Annotated in this window: 19 protein-coding genes and 1 pseudogene; 7 read left to right on the top strand and 13 right to left on the bottom strand. The window is 66.9% G+C overall.

The genetic code is table 11. The annotated features are described in order from the left end of the window. Window positions 1-94 precede the first annotated feature (94 nt). The 3 genes from ACEN9V_RS07330 to ACEN9V_RS07320 are packed head-to-tail and all read right to left on the bottom strand — an operon-like array spanning window position 95 to window position 2,860. Window positions 95-1,459 (bottom strand): sensor histidine kinase, encoded by a 1,365-nt coding sequence (locus tag ACEN9V_RS07330; RefSeq protein ID WP_413602746.1) that lies wholly within the window; start codon window positions 1,457-1,459, stop codon window positions 95-97. After that, entirely contained in the window at window positions 1,456-2,139 is a 684-nt protein-coding gene (locus ACEN9V_RS07325; protein ID WP_413602745.1) for a response regulator transcription factor, read from the bottom strand. Before ACEN9V_RS07325 ends, ACEN9V_RS07330 begins: the two co-directional genes overlap by 4 nt. Window position 2,140: 1 nt before the next feature. Next, window positions 2,141-2,860 carry a VIT family protein gene (locus ACEN9V_RS07320; protein WP_413602744.1) on the bottom strand — a complete coding sequence of 240 codons (720 nt, stop codon included), beginning with the start codon at window positions 2,858-2,860 and terminating at the stop codon, window positions 2,141-2,143. A 143-nt stretch (window positions 2,861-3,003) separates the two neighbouring features. Here ACEN9V_RS07320 and ACEN9V_RS07315 point away from each other — a divergent pair, with 143 nt between their 5' ends. Further along, window positions 3,004-3,468 (top strand): DUF2231 domain-containing protein, encoded by a 465-nt coding sequence (locus ACEN9V_RS07315; RefSeq protein ID WP_413602743.1) that lies wholly within the window; start codon window positions 3,004-3,006, stop codon window positions 3,466-3,468. A 23-nt stretch (window positions 3,469-3,491) separates the two neighbouring features. On the opposite strand, the gene ACEN9V_RS07310 is transcribed toward ACEN9V_RS07315, so the two are convergent. Continuing rightward, window positions 3,492-4,193: a universal stress protein gene (locus tag ACEN9V_RS07310; protein WP_413602742.1), complete on the bottom strand. Its 702-nt coding sequence runs from the start codon at window positions 4,191-4,193 to the stop codon at window positions 3,492-3,494. 326 nt (window positions 4,194-4,519) lie between these two features. Here ACEN9V_RS07310 and ACEN9V_RS07305 point away from each other — a divergent pair. Then, window positions 4,520-5,284 (top strand): annotated as a pseudogene (locus ACEN9V_RS07305) (phosphoketolase); the annotation flags it as partial. A 183-nt stretch (window positions 5,285-5,467) separates the two neighbouring features. Here ACEN9V_RS07305 and ACEN9V_RS07300 read toward each other — a convergent pair. The 6 genes from ACEN9V_RS07300 to ACEN9V_RS07275 all read right to left on the bottom strand — a co-directional run bounded on the left by ACEN9V_RS07300 (window position 5,468) and on the right by ACEN9V_RS07275 (window position 9,840). Then, complete coding sequence (locus ACEN9V_RS07300; RefSeq protein WP_413602741.1) at window positions 5,468-6,439, bottom strand: hypothetical protein; 972 nt, start codon at window positions 6,437-6,439, stop codon at window positions 5,468-5,470. Window positions 6,440-6,743: 304 nt separating this feature from the next. Continuing rightward, window positions 6,744-7,601, bottom strand: coding sequence for a hypothetical protein (locus ACEN9V_RS07295; protein ID WP_413602740.1), 858 nt, complete (start codon window positions 7,599-7,601; stop codon window positions 6,744-6,746). Between the two features lie 51 nt (window positions 7,602-7,652). Beyond that, the gene (locus tag ACEN9V_RS07290) at window positions 7,653-7,931 is read right to left on the bottom strand and encodes a hypothetical protein (protein ID WP_413602739.1); all 279 of its coding nucleotides are present in this window, start codon (window positions 7,929-7,931) and stop codon (window positions 7,653-7,655) included. A gap of 16 nt (window positions 7,932-7,947) precedes the next feature. Then, window positions 7,948-8,958, bottom strand: coding sequence for a hypothetical protein (locus tag ACEN9V_RS07285; RefSeq protein WP_413602738.1), 1,011 nt, complete (start codon window positions 8,956-8,958; stop codon window positions 7,948-7,950). A gap of 154 nt (window positions 8,959-9,112) precedes the next feature. Then, complete coding sequence (locus ACEN9V_RS07280; protein ID WP_413602737.1) at window positions 9,113-9,616, bottom strand: hypothetical protein; 504 nt, start codon at window positions 9,614-9,616, stop codon at window positions 9,113-9,115. Further along, complete coding sequence (locus tag ACEN9V_RS07275; RefSeq protein ID WP_413602736.1) at window positions 9,613-9,840, bottom strand: hypothetical protein; 228 nt, start codon at window positions 9,838-9,840, stop codon at window positions 9,613-9,615. The genes ACEN9V_RS07280 and ACEN9V_RS07275 overlap by 4 nt, the downstream gene beginning before the upstream one ends. 449 nt (window positions 9,841-10,289) lie before the next feature. Between ACEN9V_RS07275 and ACEN9V_RS07270 the strand changes: the two genes are divergently transcribed. Both ACEN9V_RS07270 and ACEN9V_RS07265 read left to right on the top strand, forming a co-directional pair. Beyond that, complete coding sequence (locus tag ACEN9V_RS07270; protein ID WP_413602735.1) at window positions 10,290-11,114, top strand: hypothetical protein; 825 nt, start codon at window positions 10,290-10,292, stop codon at window positions 11,112-11,114. 355 nt (window positions 11,115-11,469) lie between these two features. Then, window positions 11,470-14,235 carry a DNA methyltransferase gene (locus ACEN9V_RS07265; protein WP_413602734.1) on the top strand — a complete coding sequence of 922 codons (2,766 nt, stop codon included), beginning with the start codon at window positions 11,470-11,472 and terminating at the stop codon, window positions 14,233-14,235. A 33-nt stretch (window positions 14,236-14,268) separates the two neighbouring features. Here ACEN9V_RS07265 and ACEN9V_RS07260 read toward each other — a convergent pair whose 3' ends face one another. The 3 genes from ACEN9V_RS07260 to ACEN9V_RS07250 all read right to left on the bottom strand — a co-directional run bounded on the left by ACEN9V_RS07260 (window position 14,269) and on the right by ACEN9V_RS07250 (window position 16,557). Further along, window positions 14,269-14,688 carry a hypothetical protein gene (locus ACEN9V_RS07260; RefSeq protein WP_413602733.1) on the bottom strand — a complete coding sequence of 140 codons (420 nt, stop codon included), beginning with the start codon at window positions 14,686-14,688 and terminating at the stop codon, window positions 14,269-14,271. A 113-nt stretch (window positions 14,689-14,801) separates the two neighbouring features. Then, a complete protein-coding gene (locus ACEN9V_RS07255) occupies window positions 14,802-15,815 on the bottom strand; it encodes a restriction endonuclease (RefSeq protein ID WP_413603040.1) in 1,014 nt (337 codons plus the stop codon). Window positions 15,816-15,945: 130 nt separating this feature from the next. Beyond that, entirely contained in the window at window positions 15,946-16,557 is a 612-nt protein-coding gene (locus ACEN9V_RS07250) for a hypothetical protein (RefSeq protein ID WP_413602732.1), read from the bottom strand. Window positions 16,558-16,828: 271 nt separating this feature from the next. Between ACEN9V_RS07250 and ACEN9V_RS07245 the strand changes: the two genes are divergently transcribed. From ACEN9V_RS07245 to ACEN9V_RS07235, 3 genes are all read left to right on the top strand, one after another. Beyond that, entirely contained in the window at window positions 16,829-17,623 is a 795-nt protein-coding gene (locus tag ACEN9V_RS07245; RefSeq protein WP_413602731.1) for a hypothetical protein, read from the top strand. Further along, window positions 17,620-18,108, top strand: coding sequence for a hypothetical protein (locus tag ACEN9V_RS07240; RefSeq protein WP_413602730.1), 489 nt, complete (start codon window positions 17,620-17,622; stop codon window positions 18,106-18,108). Before ACEN9V_RS07245 ends, ACEN9V_RS07240 begins: the two co-directional genes overlap by 4 nt. A 285-nt stretch (window positions 18,109-18,393) precedes the next feature. Then, complete coding sequence (locus tag ACEN9V_RS07235) at window positions 18,394-22,119, top strand: hypothetical protein (RefSeq protein WP_413602729.1); 3,726 nt, start codon at window positions 18,394-18,396, stop codon at window positions 22,117-22,119. Window positions 22,120-22,163: the final 44 nt, after the last annotated feature.

Below are 22,163 nucleotides of genomic sequence, written 5' to 3'. Positions count from 1 at the left end.
TCACAGCATCGGCATCGGTCCTATGGAGGAACCCCGAACAGGACGTGTGCTTCGTTCGAGACTTCGAGTGATCGGGCCCGGTGTCGGATCCGCGTCAGCGCACGGGGATCCGGACCGAGGCGACCGCGCCCCGCCCGTCACCGTTCCGGAGCGACGCCGACCCGCCGGCCCGCTCGGCGATCCCGCGGACGAGCGCGAGCCCGAGCCCGCTCCCCCCGAGCACTGCCCGCCGCGCACTGTCCGCCCGCGCGAACCGCTCGAAGGCCTGGGGCAGGAAGTCCTCGGGGACACCACGACCGTCGTCGACGACGGTGAGTTCGAGCGCGTGCGATGCGTCCTGGGCGAGCGTCACCCGGATCACACCACCGTCGTCCCCGGCGGCGATCGCGTTCGCGACGAGGTTGTCGACCACCCGCGCCAACGCCGCCGGCTCGAGCGCGTACCGCTCGTCCGGAGCGTCGAGTGCCACCGTGAAGTCGATGTCCCGGTCGACGGCCCCGCCGAGCGCTCGTGCACGGTCGATCGAGCTCATCAGCTCCGTCACGAGCGCGGCGGCCGGGGTCGAGGCGGCCGGGCCGGTCTCGTCCAGCCGACTCAGCTCGAGCAGCGTGTTCGCCAGCGCGACGAGCCGCGCGGCATCGCCCTCAGCAGCGCGTAGCTCTCGTTCCAGGGCCTCGGCGTCGCCGGACGAACGGTGTGCGAGTTCGAGTCGCGCGGTCAGCGCGGCGAGCGGTGTCCGCAGTTCGTGGCTGGCGTCGGACACCATCCGCCGCTCTCGCTCGGCGTTCTCCCGCTGCCGGTCGATGAACGCGTTGAGCGTCCGCGCCAGCGCGGCGAGCTCGTCGTCCGAAGTCCCGACCGGCAGGTGGCCACCCACGGAACCGGCGCTCAGTTCCTCCGCGGTACGCCGCATCCGCCCCACGGGCCGGAGTGCCAGCGTCGAGAGCAACCAGGCCGTCGCGGCGAACGCGACGAGCGCCAGGGCGGTCCCGACGATGAGCGAACGGTCCACTCGGGCGACGGTCTCCTGCCCGGCACGACCGTCGTGCGCTGCCCAGACGACGTGCGAGCCGGTGTCGTTCGTGACCGGGATGCCGACGACGGTGACGAGGCGGTGTCCGGTGTGGAGGCGGATGGTGATCTCACGCTCGGGGACGCCGGACGGCAGCGAGGCCCGGACGTCGCGTGGCAGCGAGTCCACGAGCCACGCACCCGAGGCCGATCGGATCCCGACCAGGACGTCCTCAGCCGGCCGGTCCGGCGCCTCGTCCGGGTTGTGGCGGAGGTCGGACACGAACGGTGCAGCGTCCCCGGCGGCCAGGGACTCGTCGGTCGCCACGGTCGCCCGCTCGATCTGTGCGTGGAGCACGACTGCGATCCCGGAGAGGACCACGGCGCCCACGACGAGGCTGCCGAGCGTGATGCGTGCGCTGATCGATAGGCGACGGAGGAACCTCATGCCGTCGGCACGACCTCGAGCGCGTAGCCGACACCGCGCACGGTGCGGATCGCGACGTCGGCGTCCGCCGCCTGCAGCTTCTTGCGGACGTAGCTGACGTACTGGTCGACGATCGTCGGGTCGAAATGCTCGGCGCTCCCCCAGACCTCCTCGAGGGCCTCGGCCCGGGTACGCGCTGCCGGTGACCCCTGGATGAGGAACCGCAGCAGCGAGAACTCCTTGACGCTCAGCGGCAGGTCGCGTCCACGCACGGTGGCCCGGACGGCGGCGGTGTCGAGTCGGACCGTCCCTGCTTCGACGACCGTCGCCGTCCCCGCCGCCCGACGACGCAGGTGGGCTCGGATACGGGCGTTGAGCTCCGCGATCGCGAACGGCTTCGTCAGGTAGTCGTCGGCACCGGAGTCGAGTCCGAAGACCCGGTCGTCCACCGCGTCACGCGCCGTGACGAGCACGACGGGGAAGTCCTCGCCCATCTCGCGCAGCCGGCGGCAGACCTCGAACCCGGTCATCTCCGGGAGCATGACGTCGATCGCAGCGGCGTCGAACGGCTGCGCTCGCGCCTCGACCAGGGCGGCGACGCCGTTCGACACCACGGTCACCGCGTGTCCCTCGCCGACGAGCCCGCGTTCGACGAGGGCACCCATCTCGGGGTCGTCCTCGACCACCAGGATGTTCGCCACGTCACACCACCCCGCTCGTGCCGAGGAGGGATCCGATGACGAACGTCGCCGCGAGGGCGAGTGCACCACCGACGACGACACGGACGGTGGCGCGCGGTACCGAGCCGCCGCCGATCCTCGCGCCGGTGGCACCGGTGAGCGCGAGGGCGACGAGGACGACGAGGACGGTCACCGGGACGCGGACCGACTCCGGGGGCAGCAGGATCGCGAGCAACGGCAGGACGGCGCCGACCGAGAACGCTGCCGCCGATGCGAACGCCGCGTGCCACGGGCTCACGACGTCGTCCTCGTCGATCCCCAGCTCGGTCGTCAGGTGCGCTCGGAGGGCATCGCGTTCGGTCAGCTCCGCCGCGACGGCCTCGGCGGTCGAGCGCTGCAGCCCGCGTACCTGCCACAGCTGCTTGAGCTCCTCGAGCTCCGCGACCGGGTCCTCTCGGAGCTCGCTGCGCTCCTTCTCGATGAGCGACCGCTGACTGTCCTTCTGGCTGCTCACGGACACGTACTCCCCGAGCGCCATGGAGACCGCACCACCCACGAGCGCGGCGATCCCGGCGGTCGCGATCGCCGGCACCGATGTCGACGCGCCGGCGACGCCGACGACGATCGCCGCCGTCGACACGATGCCGTCGTTCGCGCCGAGCACACCCGCTCGGAGCCAGTTCAGGCGTCCGGCGAGGTCGCCGTCGTGCGCCTCACCGGGGTGGGGTTCAGGTGCGGTCATGGTCCTGATCGAACCAGGTCGGGACCGTCGTGTTCGAGCGCGGGGTCGCGTTCGTGTGAGGTTTCGAACGATGCCGGCGCCCGGAACCGGTTGGCTGGAGCCACAGCGCCGCCGTCGACCGGCGCACGACGTGAAGGGCCGACATGGACTGGCAGTTCGGCGGGATCCCGCTCCACCCCCTCTTCGTCCACCTCACCTCCGTCGCGGTCCCGGTCGCGGCGCTCACCGCGATCGCCGTGGCCGTGTGGCCGGCAGCGCGACGGTGGTTCGCGGTCGGTGCGCCGATCGTCGGACTGGTCGCACTGGTGTCGGTCCCGCTCGCGACGTCCTCCGGGGAGTGGTTGGAGCACCGCGAGAAGGAGACCGCGTTGCTCGAACGGCACACCGAGCTCGCCGACGGGATGCTCCCGTGGTCGATCGCGGTCTTCGCGCTCCTCACGCTCTGGTGGGCGTGGCACCGGTTCGGGACCACGCGGGTGACGAGCGGCGGCGTCGTGCGGGCCGTCCGGATCGTCGGGCCGGTACTGCTCGTCGCGGTCGCAGCCGTCTCGATCATCGAGGTCGTCATCATCGGCCATGCCGGAGCCGCGTCCGTCTGGAACGGGTAGCAGTCACCTGTTCAGCACCACGGTCATCCGAGCACGTCCGCCGGCGGCGCGACGCACACCGGCGCCGATGACCGGTGAACGAGCGCCTCTCCGACAGACCCTGCCAGGAACGCACCGAGCGCCGAGCCGTGGCGACGTCCGACGACGATGAGCGAAGCCGTGGTGGCGGCTCGGGTGAGCACCTCGGACGGTCGGCCCTGCCGGAGCTCACCACGCATGCGCAGGTCTGGGTGCGATCGGCTCACCGCCCGGATCGCGGCGTCGAGCTCGAGTTGCCCCTCGTGCTCCCACAGCGGGCGGTCTCGTTCGAGGTACACCGCACCAAACGGCGAGACGCTCGTCGGCGGTTCCCACGCGCGGACGAGGACGAGTCCGTCGCGGCTGCGTTGAGCGCACCGGGCAGCGAACGCGAGCGCCGACGAGGCAGTTCGGCCGTCCACGCCCGCGACGACCGCGTCGTCGACGCGACCGGGACGCCAGTGTTCCGGGACCACCACCACCGGAGCGGTGGCGTGTGCGACGACCCGTTCAGCGACCCGGCCGGTGAGGGACGCCCATAGGCGCTCGGACCGACGCCCGCCGATGACCAGGACGCCCGTGTCGGTGGCGTCCACGAGGAGACGCGCGACGGTGCCCGCTGACGACGGCACGCTCGACGCGGAGACCGGGGTGTCGCTCCCGGAGTCGGTGCGCAGCGATCGTGAGTCGTCCTGTCGACCGGTCAAGGGTCTCCCCGTGCCGCTCGTGGACGGTCTCCCAGCCGGACGGTATCGGTGTCCTGGACGACCCCGTCAACCCAGTCGAGGCTGTTCCATGCCGCGTCCGAGTCGTCGACGGCGACGGTCCAGCAAGTCGGCTCGGGCATGGCGGTCCTCTCGTCGGGCTCAGTCCCGACGATGCTGGTCCGCTCTTCGCTCCGCCAGGTCCTTGGTCCCCCGACGGTCCGCGCGACGCCGCTCGGGACCGAAGACCCTGCCGAGCAGCCGACGCCCGTGGCACCGTCGCGTCGACCGGTGCGGGCCCGCCGCCCGGCCACGACGAGGAGCCCCGCATGGACGACACGACGATCGAACAGGTCCACCGGTGGTGGCGTGCCGCGAACTACCTCGCGGTCGGACAGATCTACCTGCTCGACGACCCGTTGCTCCGACGGCCACTCATCCCGGAGGACGTCAAACCCCGGTTGCTCGGGCACTGGGGCACGACGCCGGGGCTGAACTTCGTGCACGCGCACCTCAACCGCGTGATCCGCGAACGGGCCCTCCGCACGCTCTTCGTCTGCGGTCCCGGCCACGGCGGTCCTGCCGTCGTGGCGAATGCCTGGCTCGACGGCACCTACAGCGAGCTGTACCCGGCGGTGTCCCAGGATGAGGACGGCATGCGAAGGCTCTTCCGCCAGTTCTCGTTCCCCGGCGGTATCCCGAGCCACGCGGCTCCGCAGACACCGGGCTCGATGCACGAGGGCGGTGAGCTCGGCTACGCCCTGTCGCACGCGTACGGCGCGGCGTTCGACGACCCGACACTCCTCGTCGCAGCCGTCGTCGGGGACGGCGAGGCCGAGACCGGTCCGCTCGCGACGAGCTGGCACTCGAACAAGTTCGTCGATCCGCTCCGGGACGGGGTCGTCCTGCCGATCCTCCACCTGAACGGGTACAAGATCGCGAACCCGACCGTGCTCGCCCGCATCCCCGAGTCCGAGCTCGTCGACCTCATGCGCGGCTACGGCCACCAGCCGTTCGTCGTCTCCGGCGGGTTTGACGGCGAGGACCCGCACGCGGTGCACCGGCGGATGGCCGAGACCCTCGACGTGGTGGTGTCCGCGACCGAATGACGTCCTCAGCCTGCTGCAGGTCGTCGAGGCGTTCCCACGCCGCCTTCGTTTGGTGGTCGTGGTACCGGAGCTCGTCTCTCTCCTCTGGCTCAGTCGCGTGCTCCAGCTGCGGGAAGAGGGCACGTTCACCTGTCAGCGGTAGCACGACCTCTAACGTTATCGCGTTCCTCAGCTCGGCAGATTGTGGCGGAGGTCGTACCCGGTGTCGGCGAGGAATTGCAACCGGTTGCGGACTTCGTCGAGTGAGGCTGCGTCGTCGTCGTTGCGCATGTCGGCCCGCAGCAATGTGTTGGCGGTGACGAAGTCATCGGTGCGATCGGCATAGCCGGCGGCGGCTGCGGTGAGGAAGATGGTTGGGTCGGCGGGACGAATGACCTCGGTCCCGGCGTAACCGACCGTCTCGTGCTTGAACCCGAGCGCGGCCATGTCGATCTCGTGTTCGATGAACGCGACGAGTCGGTACGGCATGTCTCGCCTGCTGATTGCGGGGTAGCCGGGCAGTTCCGATATAGCGCGGCCGGAAATGCGGCAGCCGGCGTCTATGAGCTGTTGTGCCTGCTCGACGAGCGGTAGGTTCGATGTCCACCTGGTTCGGACGCCGCCTGGCCCCGGGTAGCAGGCGATCGAGAAGTCGATGAGTCCGCCGATCTGGCGGGATTCCCACCCGATCGTGGTCCGGTGCACGCGCTTCCCCAAGCGTGCGAGCGCGTCGTCCACTTGCCCAGGCGTGAGCCCCGCGCCGACGAGGTCGTCGAAGCTGGCGCCGTTGACGGCGAGCATCCGGGCGACGGCGAAGGTGACGTAGATGGGTGCGGCGTCCTTCCACCGCTCGGGCACGCCGAGGATCTGTCGTCCGTCGACCCAAACGCGGCGCTGGTCGACGTCGACCAGCAGCACGGTCGTGGTCTGTTCAGCGAGCGCGATCTGCGTGACAGCCACGGTGCTGGGCGCCAGCATCAGCAGCTCCGTGTCCGTTGGCTTCTCATACCGCGGGCGCTGCGTGAGCGTCGGGAACCGGGCGCGGCGGCCGTCGGCGAGCCGGATCGTGTCGTGCGACTCGATGACCGCTGTCAAGCCGGCGAGCTTCAGGACGCTGAGGGCGTCGGTGAGGTCGGTGGTGTCGCCGAGCCCGTGCGGCATCGAGACCTGCGGCCCATCCCCGTATGCCGCGACAACCCACTCGAGATTCGACCTCATCAGCTCTGCTCCTCGGCCGTGTCAGGGCGAATGGCGGCCATGAGTCGGCGGGCTTCCGTGAGGAATCGCTCCCATCCGTCTCGCGTGTCGCCGTGTGCTGGTTCGCACCGATAGCCAGCGCTGCCGTCGCCCGGACGGATGAGGACCTGTCGGTGCTCCGTGTCGGGTGGGTCGCGGAAGAAGATGAGGCCGTGGATGCCTCGGCTGTCGAAGGCGACGTTGAGGAGGAACACATCCGGGCGTTGGTTCACTGCCGCCACTTCCGTCCGCGGAACAGGGCGATGACGGTTGCGAGGGGGCGGCCTTGCTGGATCCAGACCAGCGGCGTCGACGGTTGACGGTCGAGGGTGAGGGTGTCGCGGGGCGCGGTCATGAACTCGGTCATCGCCGCCGCGTCAAGCAGCGGGTCTGGTGCCGCCGCGTAGAGCACGTCGAGGCCCGGCAGAAGGACGGATGGGTCGCCGAACTCCGGCAGCGCCGGCTCCAGAAGTTGCCAGTCGGGGATCCGTTCTTCGCCGTCGATGACCAACGCCATCAGCCGTTGCGACCGGAGCAGCCCGCGGACGTCGTCTTCGTCGATCTGCAGCGCTGCGGCTGTCTCGGCGACGGTGCGGGTGGTGTCGTAGAGGTGGCGGCGGATCCGAGCTTGGGTCTCTTGCCACCACGCTTCGGGAACGTCCGCAGACGCGGCAGGCTCGGCCTCAGATGCTCGGGGCTCTTGCCGGCTCGTGGTGGTGTCGGCGTAGGCGTGGACCTGGTCGAGGGTGGTCTCGCCGCGTGCGAACATCCACAGCTGCGTCTGCCAGGGCATGTTGTCTGGGGCTCCTTCGAGGTAGCCGGAGTGGATCACCGCTCGGACGGCTTTCTCGCGGCGGGCGGTCTCGGAGGCGGGGATGAGGAGTGTCTGGACGATGCGGTTCGCTTCCCGCACGGCCGGCACTGTCAGGTTCGGGAGAACCGTGTTCGTAGGGTCGTAGAGCTCGTATCCGGGTTCGGTGTCGATTGGGCGGACCAGGATCTGCGCGAGGTGCGCGTCCGGGTTGTCGGTGTCTTCGAGGAGCACGTGCCCCCAGAGAATTCGGTCGGTGGAGAGGTGCAGGGACACCAGACGCATCATCAGCGAGTACCTCCAAGAAGACGGGAGCGGGGCAGGGGATCAGGGCAGGGGGAAGTCGAACGGCGTGCGGCCGATGCGGTCGGGTGCGTAGCGAAGGATGAACCGCATGATGCGGTCGGCCTCGACCATCGCCGGACTTCCCGGGTCCTGCGCGTCGGGGTCGACGTTGGTGAGCGTGAACCAGGGCGGGGCGTCGGCGTGGTCGATGAGCACCGTCGGTGGTTTGTCATCGGGGTGGTCGGGGTCGGTGAACATGATGGAGCCGAAGAACCGGACGTCGTCGAACGCCAGCGACAGCGACAGCAACTGCAAGAGCATGCGTGGTTTCCGTTCCTCAGTTGGGGAGGTGCTGGCGGATGTCGTAGGCGGTGTCGGCTTGGAAGTGCAGCAGCTGCCGGAGGATCTGCACCGCGCCGGTGTGGGGGTAGGCGTGCCGGTCGCGGTCGATCAGGTGCGCGGTGATGAACTCGTCCGTGCAGCACCCCAGGTCCGGCGGCGACAGAATCGTGGTGTCCTGCGGGACGATGACCAGCACCGTCGCGTCGTCGACGCTCGCGGGCTCGTATCCGAGACCGGCCATGCCAGGGTGTTCGGCGAACAGCGCGGTCAGGCGGTGCGGGCGGATCTCCGGCCAGTACTGGTGCGCCGCCCACGGACCCGAGATCACCCCGCCCGCGGCGATGAGCTCATCTGCCTGGACGTCGATGCTGACGTCCCGCTTCCATCTGGTCTGCACGCCACCGACACCCGGGTACGCGGCGAGGGTCCACTCGATCAGCGCGAACCGGTCCGCCGCCTCCCACCCGACCGGCGTCTGAACGACCTCCGCGCCGAGCGCGGTAAGCGCCGCCTGCACGTCGTCGATCGAGAGACCGGTGCGGGCGGCGATGGTGTCGGCATGGCCGCCGTGGAGGGTGAGGCTGCGGGCGACGGCGAACACGTTCCGCCACCCCGGCGTCGCGTCCCGCTGCGTCGAAGTGCCGTGCACTTGCCGGCCGTTCGCCCAGACGCGTTGCCGTTTCCCGTTCACGACCACGAGGTCCGGATACCGGCGCACCAACGACAGCACCCCGCCCTCGGACCCGCCGGGCAGCAGGATCACGTCCGCGGTGAACGAGTCCGAGGGGCCGTCGGTGATGGTCGTTGTCGGATCCGGTGTCGCGAGGAACGCGGTCCGGCCGTCGTCGAACCGGAGCCGGTCGAACGCTTCCACCCGCGCGGGCATCCCGGCTGCGGCCAAGGCGGTGAGGGTGTCGGTGATGTCGATCGTCCACCCGAGCCCGAACGGCAACGACAAAATCCGCTGCTGATCCCGAATGTCCTGGATCCACTGCCGATACGACATCACACCGCCCCCGTATCGCAGCGACTGTCGGCGTTCACCGTTTCCGATGGGCGCACGCCGCGCGTCACCGTCATGACGGACGGGGACGGTCCGTCGGGACGAGGAGCCCGCCGTCCGAGCGGGGACGATTGGACCGTCTGGGCGCGATCGCCGGTCACGACTGCTCCGACTGGACGTCGTCGTCCAGCAGCCGCTTCAGCCCGAGCCCAGCAGCGTCGAGCACAGCGGTCTCACCTTCGAGGTTCAGCACCTGCGCGCCGATGAACGCGTTGATGGACTGCAACGCCGTCATCCGTGCCTGCGCGTCGAGCTCGAGACGGTCCGCATCAACCTCGTCACGGTCCTTCCCGGACTCCGGCTTCGTCCGGTGCAGATAGAGGGTCTCGACGACTTCGTTCTCGACGTCCCAGCGGACGCCGACGCGCACCTCGCGGCCATCGGCACGGCGGACGTACCAGAGGGAACCCCACGGTCGGCCGCCGGGCAGCTGGATGTCTGCGCCGCGAAGTTCCCAACCGGTGGCCTCATGGGTGGCGTTCCATCGGGGAACCTTGAACCAGCCGCTGCCGAACGGCACCGGGACGAGCGCTTCGTGCTTCGCCAGCGCCGTGAACATCTTCCGCTGCGCCTGGTCGGTGCTGGGAGTGGTGTCGGTCATCGCGTTCCTTCCTCGGAGGGGTCGGGTTCGGTATGCGCGGACCGAACCCGGTTCTCGAAGCGGTCAAGCGTCCACTGCGACGGCTTGAACAGCGCAAACGGGTTCCCGTCGCGGGTGATGACCACGGACTGACCGTCCATGACGTGCAGGAACCAACGGACCGGCTCCGCGACGAACTCGTCCGCAGACACCCGGAGGTCCTCAACGTCGACGTCGCCGCTCACGCCGCACTCGACTCGCACGAACGTGGAACACGCGAACGGTCGCGACGCGAGACGCCGAGAAGCTCTATGGGGCGCGTGGGTCGTGTCATGACCTCGACGGTAGGAGCGCAGTCGACGTCTGGACAGGTCGACGAGCTTCCCGAGTCCACGAACAGGAAGACAGCTCCCGGCGCACGGCACTCTCCCCGCCGACCCGGGATGAGCATGAGGGCCTCTCGCCCGATCACGTCGGCGTGGGCCGTCGTCGAGCGGTCCATTGCGGGCCGTGCTGACCCCACTTCAGGGGGTCGTGTCGCGCCATATTCACCCCACTACGGGGTACGAAACCCCGATTTCAGGCCGAAATCGGGTCCATATGCGGCAAAACGGTCCGTCAGCAGGACCCAACCCCGCATAGGCCCATCACAAGCGCGGAACACTCCACGCCTCACCCTCAGAACGGAACCGCAATGCGTACGCACACCACGACCCCTGTCCACCCGCTGAGCGTCTGCACGAACAGCCTCCCGCACGACCACGCCGTCACCTTTGACCAGCTCGGCCACGCCGCGCAGGCCATGCGCAACGGCGCCCCGAGCACCGTCACCGGAACCGAGTGCGGTGAGCGGGTGCGCCGCTTCGCCGAATTCCAGGAAGAGTGGAGCATCGGCGTCGTCCTCGACGCTTCCGCCTCCGACCAGCAGCGTCGAGACAACGTCGAGGCGCGCTTCCGCGACGCAGACGCGACGACGGCCAATGCGCTCCTGCGCTGGCAGGCCCGCGACGCTGCTGCGCATGGCCGGCTCATCGGCGAGCCGACTGACCTCGACCTGACCGCACCGTCTGTGCAGATCTTCGAGCCCGTCCCCGCACCCGCGGACTGCATCGGTCACACCCACGAGCACCGACGCGACCCGGCCACCATCCGCCCGCGCCGGGTGTACGACTACGACTCCGCGGCTGCGGTAATGGAGGCTGCCGCGGACGAGGAGCTCGCCCGCTGGGCCGAGCGGGCATTCGACTGCGACTTCGCCCAGTTCCTCCGCACGCGGGCGGGCCGCCCCCGGATCGTGAAGCGGGTGCGTATCGCCTTCGCCGGCTCCAGTTCCCAGCCGGGTGAGGTCAACTACGACCCTGGCTGGTACTCGCGCTCGGGCGCCGGCACCCACACGATGACGTACGCGTGGGGGATCGAGTTCGCCCCCCGCGTCCACCGCCCGCGACCGGTGGCTATCGACGCGACGCTGCTGACCGACCGGCCCCTCTCCACGCCGCCGGAGACCCCCACGGACTGACCAGTCACACCTTCGAGAAGCCCCCGCATGGAGATGCGGGGGCTTCTCGCATTCGCCCACTGCATTGCCTCCAGAACGGCGACGTGCAGGGTGACTTCGAAACGGCTCGTCGACGCGCACGCGCACGCGGACGAGGCACCTGTGGCGTGTGTCCGACCTCACGCCGAGAGCAGGAACCGCACGGTTGCGGCACGCCCGCCGGTAGCGGCGATGCTGGGTCGGATCGTCAAAGCGGCATTCGACTGCCGGATGATGACGACGCCGATGTCATGCCTGGTCCGCTACGGTCGACGTACGGGGCGTGGGGTGCGGCCGCCCGGCCGCCAAGACCTCGACGGTGGAGGGTGCACGTTCGATGGCGACCAGATCTCTGAACGAGATTCGTAAGCAGGCCGGCAAGTTCGTCTCCGAGTGGAAGGACACTCCCGGCGAGGAGCGGCAGTGGGCGCAGTCCTTCGTTCGCGACCTGCTCCGGGTGTACGGCATCACGGAGACGAAAGCCGCCGCGTACGAACGGCGAGCGAAGCGCTCCACGACCGGCGGAGCTGGGTACATCGACGCGCTCGTACCGGGTCTGGCGCTTATTGAGATGAAGTCCGACGGGAAGGACCTCGAGAAGGCGGAACGGCAGGCGCTGGACTATATCGACGACCTCACGGACGCGGAAGCGCCCCGGTGGGTCATCACTTCCGACTTCCGCCGTTTCCGCATTCTTGACCTCCACGACCGCACCGAGGGCGCGGTCGAAGAATTCACGCTGCTGGACTTGCCGGCGAACGCGGACAAGCTCGCGTTCCTCGCTGGATACCAGGTTCGTTCCTTCGGCTCCGCGGAGCAGGAGAACGCCTCCATCAAGGCGGCGCGCATCATGGCTTCGCTGTACGAGACGCTGGAGAAGTCCGGCTACCCCGACCACGAAGCGTCGGTGTTCCTCGTCCGTGTGCTGTTCTGCCTGTACGCCGACGACTCCGGTCTCTGGGACCGGGACCTGTTCATGGAGTTCATCGAGGACCGCACCCGCGAGGACGGCTCCGACCTCGGCCCGCAGATAGCGATGTTCTTCCAGGTGCTGAACCAGAAGACGAAGCCTGGCCACCTCGACGAAGCACTGCAGCGGCTCCCTTACGCCAACGGCGGCGTGTTCGCGGAGACCATCAGTATCCCCGCGTTCGACTCGGAGATGCGGGACAAGCTCCTCGACGCGTGCCGGTTCAACTGGTCCGGCATCAGCCCCGCCATCTTCGGGTCGCTGTTCCAGGCGGTGAAGGACAAGAAGTCCCGCCGACAGCTCGGCGAGCACTACACGACCGAGACGAACATCCTCAAGACCCTCGGACCTTTGTTCCTCGACGACCTCCGCAACCGGTTCGCACACCACCAGCACTCCACCACCGAGTTGAAGAAGCTCCGCCGCCACCTCGGCGACATCCGCCTCCTCGACCCCGCATCCGGCTGCGGGAACTTCCTCCTCCTCGGGTACCGGGAACTGCGAGCCCTTGATCTCGCCATCCTCGTCCGCCTCCGGGAGCTCGGCGACACGACCGAAGTGCCGACGATGTTCTTCACCCGTGACGACCTCGTCGTGAAGCCGGAACACTTCTTCGGCATCGAAATCGAGGAGTGGCCGGCCCGCATCGCATCGACCGCACTGCACCTCGCCGACCACCAAGCGAACCAGGCCATGTCCCTCGAACTCGGCATGGCACCGGACTCGCTCCCGCTCGGCACCATCGACACCGTCCACGTCGGCAACGCGCTCCGCACGAACTGGCGGGACATCCTCACTCCAACCGTGGACACCATCGTCGTCGGCAACCCACCGTTCAAGGGACACCAAGGCCGCGAAGAAGAACAGGCCGCAGACCTCCGCGCCGTCTGGGGCCGCAACGACATCGGCAGGCTCGACTACGTCACTGCCTGGTATAAGAGTGCGATTGACTACTTCGGTGACGTCCCCGGTGGACGGTTCGCCTTTGTCTCCACGAACTCCATCACGCAAGGTGAGCCCGTGCCGACCTTATTCGCACCGGTGTTCTCTGCCGGATGGCGCATTCGGTTCGCGCATCGTACTTTCGCCTGGACGTCGGAAGCGCCGTCTGCCGCGGTCGTGCATTGCGTCATCGTCGGATTCGACCGACCAGGCCGCGCTACGCCGGCTTCCCAGCTGTTCTTCTACGAGGCTCTCCGAGGTGACCCCCGCGCCGAAGTGGTGAAAAGCATCAACGCATACCTCATTGACGGTCCGAACGTGCTTGTTGAACAGCGGCGGACGCTTCTCGCTCCCGACCTCGGTGCGGCGACGATGGGCTCCATGCCGCGCGACGGTGGCAGCCTCATCGTCGAGAAGAAGGACTACGCAGAAGTCGCCGACGATCCGGTTGCTGCAAAGTACCTGCGGCGATACGTCATGGGCGAAGAGCTCATCAACGGCGACGACCGGTGGTGCCTGTGGATGACGGACCTCGATCCGAAGGACGTCCAGAGGTCTCCCGTACTCAAGAAGCGGCTCGCCGGTGTCCGCGCCATGCGGGAAAGATCAAAGGCGGAGTCCACTCGGAAGATGGCTCTTACTCCGCACTTGTTCGGCCAGCGCTCTCAGCCGGCCACCCCCTACCTCGCCACTCCGAAGGTCTTCACCGAACGGCGATTCTGGGCAACTGCGCAACGCCTGAGTGAAGACGTCATCGCGGGCGACCAGGTATACAGAATCGACGACCCGGACGGCTTCGCGTTTGGCATCATGTCGTCATCCATGTACATCACCTGGCAGAAATCGGTCGGCGGACGGTGGAAGTCCGACCCCCGGTTCTCGAACACCCTCGTCTGGAACACCCTGCCACTGCCGAAGGCGAGCGCCGAGGTCCGCGCTGCCGTCATCGCTGCCGGTCAGAAGGTCCTCGACGCTCGGGCACTGCACCCGGGTCGTTCCCTTGCTGACGCGTACAACCCGAACGCGATGGACCCGAAACTCATCTCCGCGCACCACGCGCTCGACCGCGTCGTCGACAAAGCGTTCGGGGCCCGGCGCGCACTGGACTCGGAAGCGGACCGGCAGCGCGTGTTGTTCCAGCGTTACGAAGAGATGACGGCCGCGGAGCAGTTGACGGTTCCGAAGCGCTAGCTCTGTCTTGACCAGGCACTGCGGAGCATTCGCTCAGCCGAGCAGGACTTCCGCGTCGAGGATGCACACCAGTGCGCCGAAGAATCCGATAGCGAGCGCAGGAAGCGCACCGGCGGCGCCGATACCGAATGTGACCCATCCCAGCACGCGGACACCGATGCGGCCGCTGAGCTGTGCGGTGGTGATGCCCGTTGCGATCGCGGTGATTGCGGTGGGGACAGCGATAGCGGCGGCGAACCCGAGGACGAATTCGGCTCGGGCGAGATCGGGAGGTGGGTCCTGCAGGATCGGAGGGTTGTTGAGGGTGTTGAGGTGCGCTTGGTACGCATCGTTGATCGGCGCGTAATAGGCGTTCGCCGCGATGAACACCAGGATCCACACGCCGCCGATGACGAGACCGGCGATCGCAGGTGTCGCCCGCCACACTGATACGCGGGCGTCGGTCGAAGTCACCGTTCCATGATTCCGACGCGGTCCGTTCGGTGCATCCATCCGACGTCGGATAGGCCTCCGCCCAACGGAGGACGTCTCACGCCTCGGAGACCGCGAAGCCTTCCGGCGCCCGATCAGAAGTCGGCGGTCTCGTCCACGACGTACACCTGACGCAGGGGGATCCGGGCCCGCCAGGCGGGGTCGAGCTGTTCGTAGTTCGCGATGACGAGTTCGACGAGCTCCTCACCGGTGATGAGCCGCAGCCCCCGGCGTTGCCGTTCGGTGGCGAGTGCGTCGCGGGAGTAGGAGCCGAGGGAGACGAACAGTCCGAGCTCGTCGGTGGCGAGGGTGCCGATGAGCTGTCCGACGTCCGGCGCCCCGATCGTCGCGGTGCGTTGCTTGCACTGCACCTTGATCAGCGGCGGTTCGATGCCGAGCGGGTCTCGGTGTGCGATGACATCGACGCCGCCGTCACCGGAGTACTGGGTCACACGTGCCTGGTACCCGAGCGCACGGAGCAGCGCCGCAGTGAACTCTTCGAACTCGCGCGGTGTGATGGCGCGGGTGAGCCGTTCGAGGACGAAGTCCTTCGTCTGCCGGTGCACGCGTTCCGCGCGAGGTTCATCAATGACGTCGTCCTCAGCGACGGTGACTGTGTCAACCTTCGCGGCGATGGTCTCAGGCTCGGTGCCAGTCGCGTCGAGCGCGGCGAGGAACTCAGTGTTGTGGCGCTTCACTGCGAAGACAGTGAGGACCGACCCGATCTCGTAGAGGGCACTCTGGGAGAACACCGTCCGGGAAACCCCGAGCTGTTTCCACTCGACACGGCGCCGATGACGGTGTGTTTCGGCGGCCGGGTCGAAGTAGTAGTCGCTGGTGACGACACCGATGTTGATCGTCGAGTCCGGTTTGAACGGCGCGACGATGACGTCGCCCGGCCGGATCTCGTCACGGAAGCGGAGCAGCGTGCCCGCCCACACCGGGATCGCGCCAGGCTTCCGGTCCGGGTACGCCGCGGACAGGACTTGCTTCACCTCGTCGCGGGTCGCGCCGATCGTGTTCAGGTCGGCGATCTCGTCCCATCCGATGCTGACGAAGCCGTCGTCGAGGAGTTCGTAGGTCAGCGTGTCGTTATGGATTGTCCACATTCTCGCCACGTGGCGACCCTACCGAACCAGCCCAGCGGCAGGGCAGGAGTTGGCAGCCGACCGCGGGAGCTTCACAACCCATCTGCACGGCTCGTGTTTGCCGCCAAAGGAACCGATAGGTTCCTTTGGCTCAGTGCGGCCGACGGATGGTGACGACCTGGCGCAGGCGGGCGAGTGTCCGCCGTGAGTAGAGGTCCTGCATCCCAGTATCGCGTCGTGCCTCCCAGATGCGGAACCGCCGAGCCCCGAGCACGACCGAGCGGACCCAGCACGTGACACCTCCGAGTGCCAGAATCCAGGACTCGCCGGCGACGACATCCGAAACGGGGCGGTCGACCGAGGCCACGTAAAAGCCCGCCGCGATCAAGAAAGCGCCGTAGAGCGCCCACCCCATGACGGCGGCGGTGGACGTGGCGGATCCGACCCGCCTGGCGGCGCGGAACGCGAACTGCTGATGAAGCCGAATCTCTTCATCTAACTGCTCGAGGAACGTCCAGTGCTGCCGGACCGCACCCAGGTCATCCGCAGCAAGCGGCCCGCGCGACCGAGCGTCCTGCTCCATCGCAATGAGTTGCTCGAGGCGTTTCGTAGCCCGTTCAGCTCGTCCGCTCGACCACGAAAGAAACAGGCCAACGACGCCGACGACCCCTCCAACCACGCCAACGGTGATCGACAAGGGGTTGCTCGTGGCCAGTGCAGCGTCTCCCGCAGCAGTGACCATGACCATAGGAAGGAGCGCCACGGACCAACGGTAGGTCCAACCCAATCCACCACTGGGCACCCGCGCCGAAGTAAGCAGCGGCGCGCATCACTGGCGAGCCGCTGCAGCGGCTGCCTTGCCTGTCGCAGAGCTGTGCAACGGCTCGACCGAGTTATCCGAGCGTGATCAAACGTACGGGCAACCGCCGTTCGTTCCTGCTCCACAACTGGGGTGTCGAGCCCCATCGCTCCATCCATTACGTTGAGCGCAACCACAGTTTCGACAGACGCTCAAGAAAGACCCACCCCTCACCATGATCTCGAAGCAGACGCTGGCGTCGGCCGCACTCGGAGGGGCAGCTCTGCTCCTCCTCGCCGGCTGCAGCACGTCCTCCACCTCTAACATCGCAGCAGGCACCGTCGGCGAGTCCTCGACTGCCTCCCCGTCTCCCACGTCGACGACGGTCGCTGCCCTCGCCTTCAACGCCGGCGGATATCTCGCCGGGAACGCAGCGCCGAAGATCGCCGCTGGCGATGCAGGGAAGGTCTCCGTCGTGACCACTGCGCCGCTCAAGACGGACGGCAGCGGCAGCGGCTCGTTGGCGTTCGCGTTCCGCAACAACACCGCGGAGCCGATCTCGCACGTCGACTTCACCGGGACAGCGTCGGCGGGCGGCAAGGTCGTTGCGAGTGGCTCGAGCCAGGACACGGTCCCGGCGCAGGTGAAGCCGGGAGAAGCCGGCTTCGGTTACATCTACTTCGAGGACGTCTCGTCCGTGCCTGAGTCCGGTGTGCAATACACCTTCAAGGCCTCGACGATGCCAGCGGACACCTCCTCGTACAACTCAGCACCGCTCAACGTCACGCAGGCCGACAACAACGGAAAGTCGATCATCGGGACCGCGGTGAACAAGACTGGGAAACCCCTCACCGGCCCGTACTCTGTTGGGATTTACTGCCTCAGCGGCGACACCCTGACCGCATCAACCCTCGACTACGCCACCGAGACCGGAGACATCGACGCGGATGCAACGGTCTCGTTCAGTCATGACTTGTACGACACACCTTGCGACACGTTCACCGTCGGAGTCTCGGGGTGGTTCAAGTGAAGCTGCTGATCGCTCCCGTCGCCCTGGCCGCTGTGCTGGCGCTCACCGGGTGCAGCGCGACGAACACCGCTGACGCATCGGCGGGGAAGACGAGCGCTCCGACGAAGACAGCCTCATCGACGCCGACGCCGACGCCGACGCCGGACCCGGTAGTGATCCCGGACCTCACCGGCAACTGGAAACAGAATAACTCCGCAAGCGACGACGGTTGGATGACCGCCACCATCGACGGCACCACCATCACGGCGAACTTCGTCACCGACAACGGCGACACCACGTCGCTGTTCTGGGTCGGCACGTTCACTCCGCCGACAGACGACAAGTCGCCGTATACCTGGACATCGACGCGGGACACCGCGGCCACCGACTCGGCCCTGCTGGCATCGACGGACCCGACGAAGGACTTCATCTACGAGAACGGGGAGATCAGCTTCCCCGTGAGTATCGCGGGCAGCACCGCCACGGTTCGGCTGTCCAAGCAATAAGTGCGGGAGGCGGCGCTCCGTGGCGATGTCGGCCCGTCGTGCAGGCACAGAGCCGACTAACTCGCAGCGCAATGAGCGAAGCCACGAAGCGCCGTCGATTTTCGGTCGGACGGCGCTTCATGTCGGTCGATCCCGCCTGGTAAGAGGTTCCGGAACCCAGCGCGCGAGCTCAACCCGGGTAGTCGTAATCAGCGTTATCGGCGCCGGCGGGCAACCACCGTACAGCGGTGGCTCGCGACGCTGCGACGCGCCTTCCCGCGATGGGACCAGATGATCGCTAACTTGGTGAGCGTGGATCGACTATTGAATCAGCAGCGTCGAAGCGATGGTGCAGTCGCATCCACGAGAGCCAGCGTCGACAGCGACCCGGCTCCGCGGGCAGTCGAACTCGCGAGCCTGGGACCCGGATTCGACAAGGCGCAACACGGCATTTACGTCGACCTGGTTATGGCAGCTATCGCTCGGCCAGACGGAAAGCAGACGGCGGGACACTCAGGTCCCTCTCTGAACCTTGCCGTCACCGGGCCCTATGGTGCCGGCAAGAGCAGCATTCTTAAGGAAGTGCAACGTCAGATCGGCGACGAGAAGAGCGTTTCCTTGTCGTTATCGACGCTGACGTCGATCGATCCGGCGCTCAACAAGAAGGCCGACGAAGACGGCAAGCCGCTTCCCAGCACGAATCACATTCAGAAGGAGATCATCAAGCAGCTGCTCTACAGCGCGGCACCCGGCGCGACTCCAGAATCTCGGTTCCAGCGTATCGAGCCGTTCACACGAGCATCCGGCATCCTATCCTCGATCGCGGGGGCTGTTGGGTTCTTCGTCATCGCGACCCTAGCGGGAATCGTGGAACTGTTTCGAACGAGGATGACGGCGGGCAACCTGGCAGCCGCCTGGATTGTGGACATTCTGCTGGCCGTTGCACTCGGGATCGCGTCCTGGCTCGTTGTGCGGGCGCTTCACGCGCGGGTGCGCATCGGAACCGTGAGCGCCGGTCCCGCCAGCATCTCCCTGGCTAATCCCGACCGTTACTTCTTCGACCAGTTCCTTGACGAAGTGGTCTACTTTTTTGAGGCCACGAAGATCGAAGTCGTGATCCTGGAGGACATCGACAGGTTCGAGGACGTAGATATCTTCGACTCGCTCCGCGGCCTGAACGACTTGCTCAATCGATCGAAACGGATTGACCGACCCATCACCTTCCTGTACGCGGTCCGGGACAGCGTATTCGCAGATATCGACGCGCGCACTGCTTCGGCTCGAGGTACGTCCGATGCCGACGGCGCCCGCACGAAATTCTTCGATAGGATCGTGCCGGTCGTGCCGTTCGTGACTCGCCGCACCGCGCAAGACCTGCTCGCGCCCCTCTTGGCGAAAGTGGCATTCCCGCCCAACGAGTTGGTGCTGCGCGCGGTCGGGCCTCACTTGGGCGATATGCGCATCATTCGAAACGTCGTCAACGAATATCTAGTTTTCGCAGATCGACTATTGACGGAACGCAACCCGCTCGAACTCGACCGCGATCACCTTTTCGCCATCGTGGCGTACAAGAACCTTGCGCCGCGCAGTTTCGAACGTATTGCCCGAGGAGAGAGCGAACTGGATGACGCGCTACGGCGTCTCGATGCCGCTCGCCTGCACACGATGGCCGTCCTTGGTGCGGAAATCGATATGCTGCTTTCTCGAGACCGGCTCACGCGACGCATCGACCAGGACATCAAGACGGCACAGGAGCAGCTGCTTCGCGTCCTTCAGGCGGGCTACCGGGGAACAGTGGCAAACGCGAAGCTGAGCCTTGGCGGCACGACCTACTCGCTCGGAAGTCCACTCCCTGAGCCGTTCTGGGTCGAGCTGGCCACAGCGACCGGCTGGGAGACGCTCAGCGAGGCGGGACAGCCAGCGACGAACGTCGACATCCAAGAGCTGCGGGGGGCGCTCCTGGACCTCCTCCCAAAGGGTGGATTCGAGGAAGCGAGTCGTATCCGGACTGGCTATGATCGCGCCGTCCTCGAAGCCCGACGAGAGGCACTGCGCTGGGCTTCATTGCGCGACCTCATCACGGACGCTAGCTTGCAGCTACGGCTACCGAAGACTGGAGAGAGCGAATCCGACCCGTCCGCCGCAGACGTTTTGGCAGTGACGGGTGCGGACATCCTATCCAATGCCGGCGTCTCGGCGATCGCTATCGCATTGATGAGGGCAGGCTACATAGACCGCGACTTCGTCCTTTACGTCGCTGCTTTCGAAGGGACGACGACGAGCGTGAATGCGATGACTTTCGTCATTCGTCAAGTGGACCGCGGCGAGCCCGATCCCGTCTACAGGTTCGACGGCGAACGCGACATGGAAGCGGTGCTACTCGAGGTCGGCGACAGCCTCGCATCAGAACCTAGTGTTCTCAATCTGCAACTCGTGAGCTACATTGCCGACAAGCGTCCTGCCCTAATCGGCGACATTGCCGACTTGATCGTGGACCGACGGGATCATGCGGGCGACTTCCTCCGGCTTTATCTCAATGACCCGGCGGCAAACATGCGCGTCTTCGCAGCGGTCGCGAAACGCGACCCGGAGCTCCTGAGCTTCATTGCTTCCGCGGATCGGACCGCGGAGGCTCCGACCCGCCAAATCGTGAACACCGTGCTCGAGAACGCGAGCAGGGTCGCGGTCGGCGACCACGTCGAAGATATTGCAAACCTTCTGCTGCCGGTGGTTAATCAGCTTCCATTGTGGAAGCGAAACGTCGGACACCCTCAATCCGAGGTGATCGCCGACGTGATCGATGCGGTCGGCATCTCACTCGCCAACATCAATGAATTGAAGCCGGCGCAGCGACGAGCGATTGCCGTCCGAGCCCGATTCGATTTCACCGCCGCCAACCTGAAGGCCGCGACTAAGTCGGCCGCTCCGGTTCCAGCAATCGATGAGCTGCTCGGCCTCGGCGATGCTGTAAAGACGATGCTCCGCGAGAACCTCGTCACATACATCGGACTGTGCCGCGACCACTCGGCGTCTGCTATCACGAACGGAGACGAGCTGACCGGCGTCGTCGCTTGGCTCATTGAAAGCGGCAACGAAAACGCGCTCGAATCGGTGCTCGAAGCCACCGATGACAGCGTCGTCGTCGCGGATGTCGCACTGCTGCCCAAGGGTACGTGGCCGGTCCTTGCTAGAACAGGGCACGTCGCTGCAACTGCGGGGAACCTCATTGCGCTCCACGGAGTGGACACGGCGGTCGCGCACGATTGGCTCCTCAGCGTCTCCGCGCTCGAATGCACGTCCGATGTCGAAGCGCACGAGGGGGCGCTAATCATCGGAGCGGCGTCGTCGATCAAGGCGGACGGTCGCGTCGACCTGATCGCGACGTTGAAACCGTCGCCCATCGCGGCGAGCGAATTTGGAAGCGGCGCGGCGACGATTCTCGGGCTCCTCGTCGATAGCGGAGTCGTCCCCGACAGTCTGGCTACGCTCGAGGATGCTGCCGACCGTGGGTCGGGGCCAGTGCGCGACGTGCTGGCGGTGTCAGCACACCCTGCCGCGTTCGCTGAATCGATCGACTGGGACCGGCCGTGGCTAGCAGAGGTGTTCAACGATGGCCGGCTTACCGCAGACACCCTTAGCGTCGTAGCAAGGACGACGCTCGGAGCGACGTCCCTGTCTCGGGATGCTGCCTTGGCCGTGGTTGCATTTGAGTTGGCCGCGCATGGCGACGTCGATGGAGAAGATCTGCTCAAGCTCGCCAACGCTGTGCGTGGCCAGTCGCCGATGCTTCGACTCCTGGCCGCAGGGCTCCCTCGCCTCGACTATTCCGCGGTCCGTGCAGTTCTCGTCGCGATGGGCGGGGTGTGGGAGCGCCTGACCCGCACGGGCTCGAGCGGAGTGACGGTAGCCGATACTACGGAGAACAGACAGCTACTTGAGTGGCTTCTTCATCGGGCGGACTCTCCGGTGAAAAAGGTCGACCATGACAAGCGCGGCCGGCTTCGGAGCGCGTACGCGCATCCGAAGGAGTGAAGCTGCGCCCGCGACATTCACTTGCCAGCTGGCACGTTGGCGGG

Source organism: Curtobacterium sp. Curtsp57 (assembly GCF_047324335.1).
Lineage (GTDB): Bacteria > Actinomycetota > Actinomycetes > Actinomycetales > Microbacteriaceae > Curtobacterium.
Note: the sequence above shows the minus strand (reverse complement) of the source record. Positions and strands in the feature narration are given on the sequence as shown.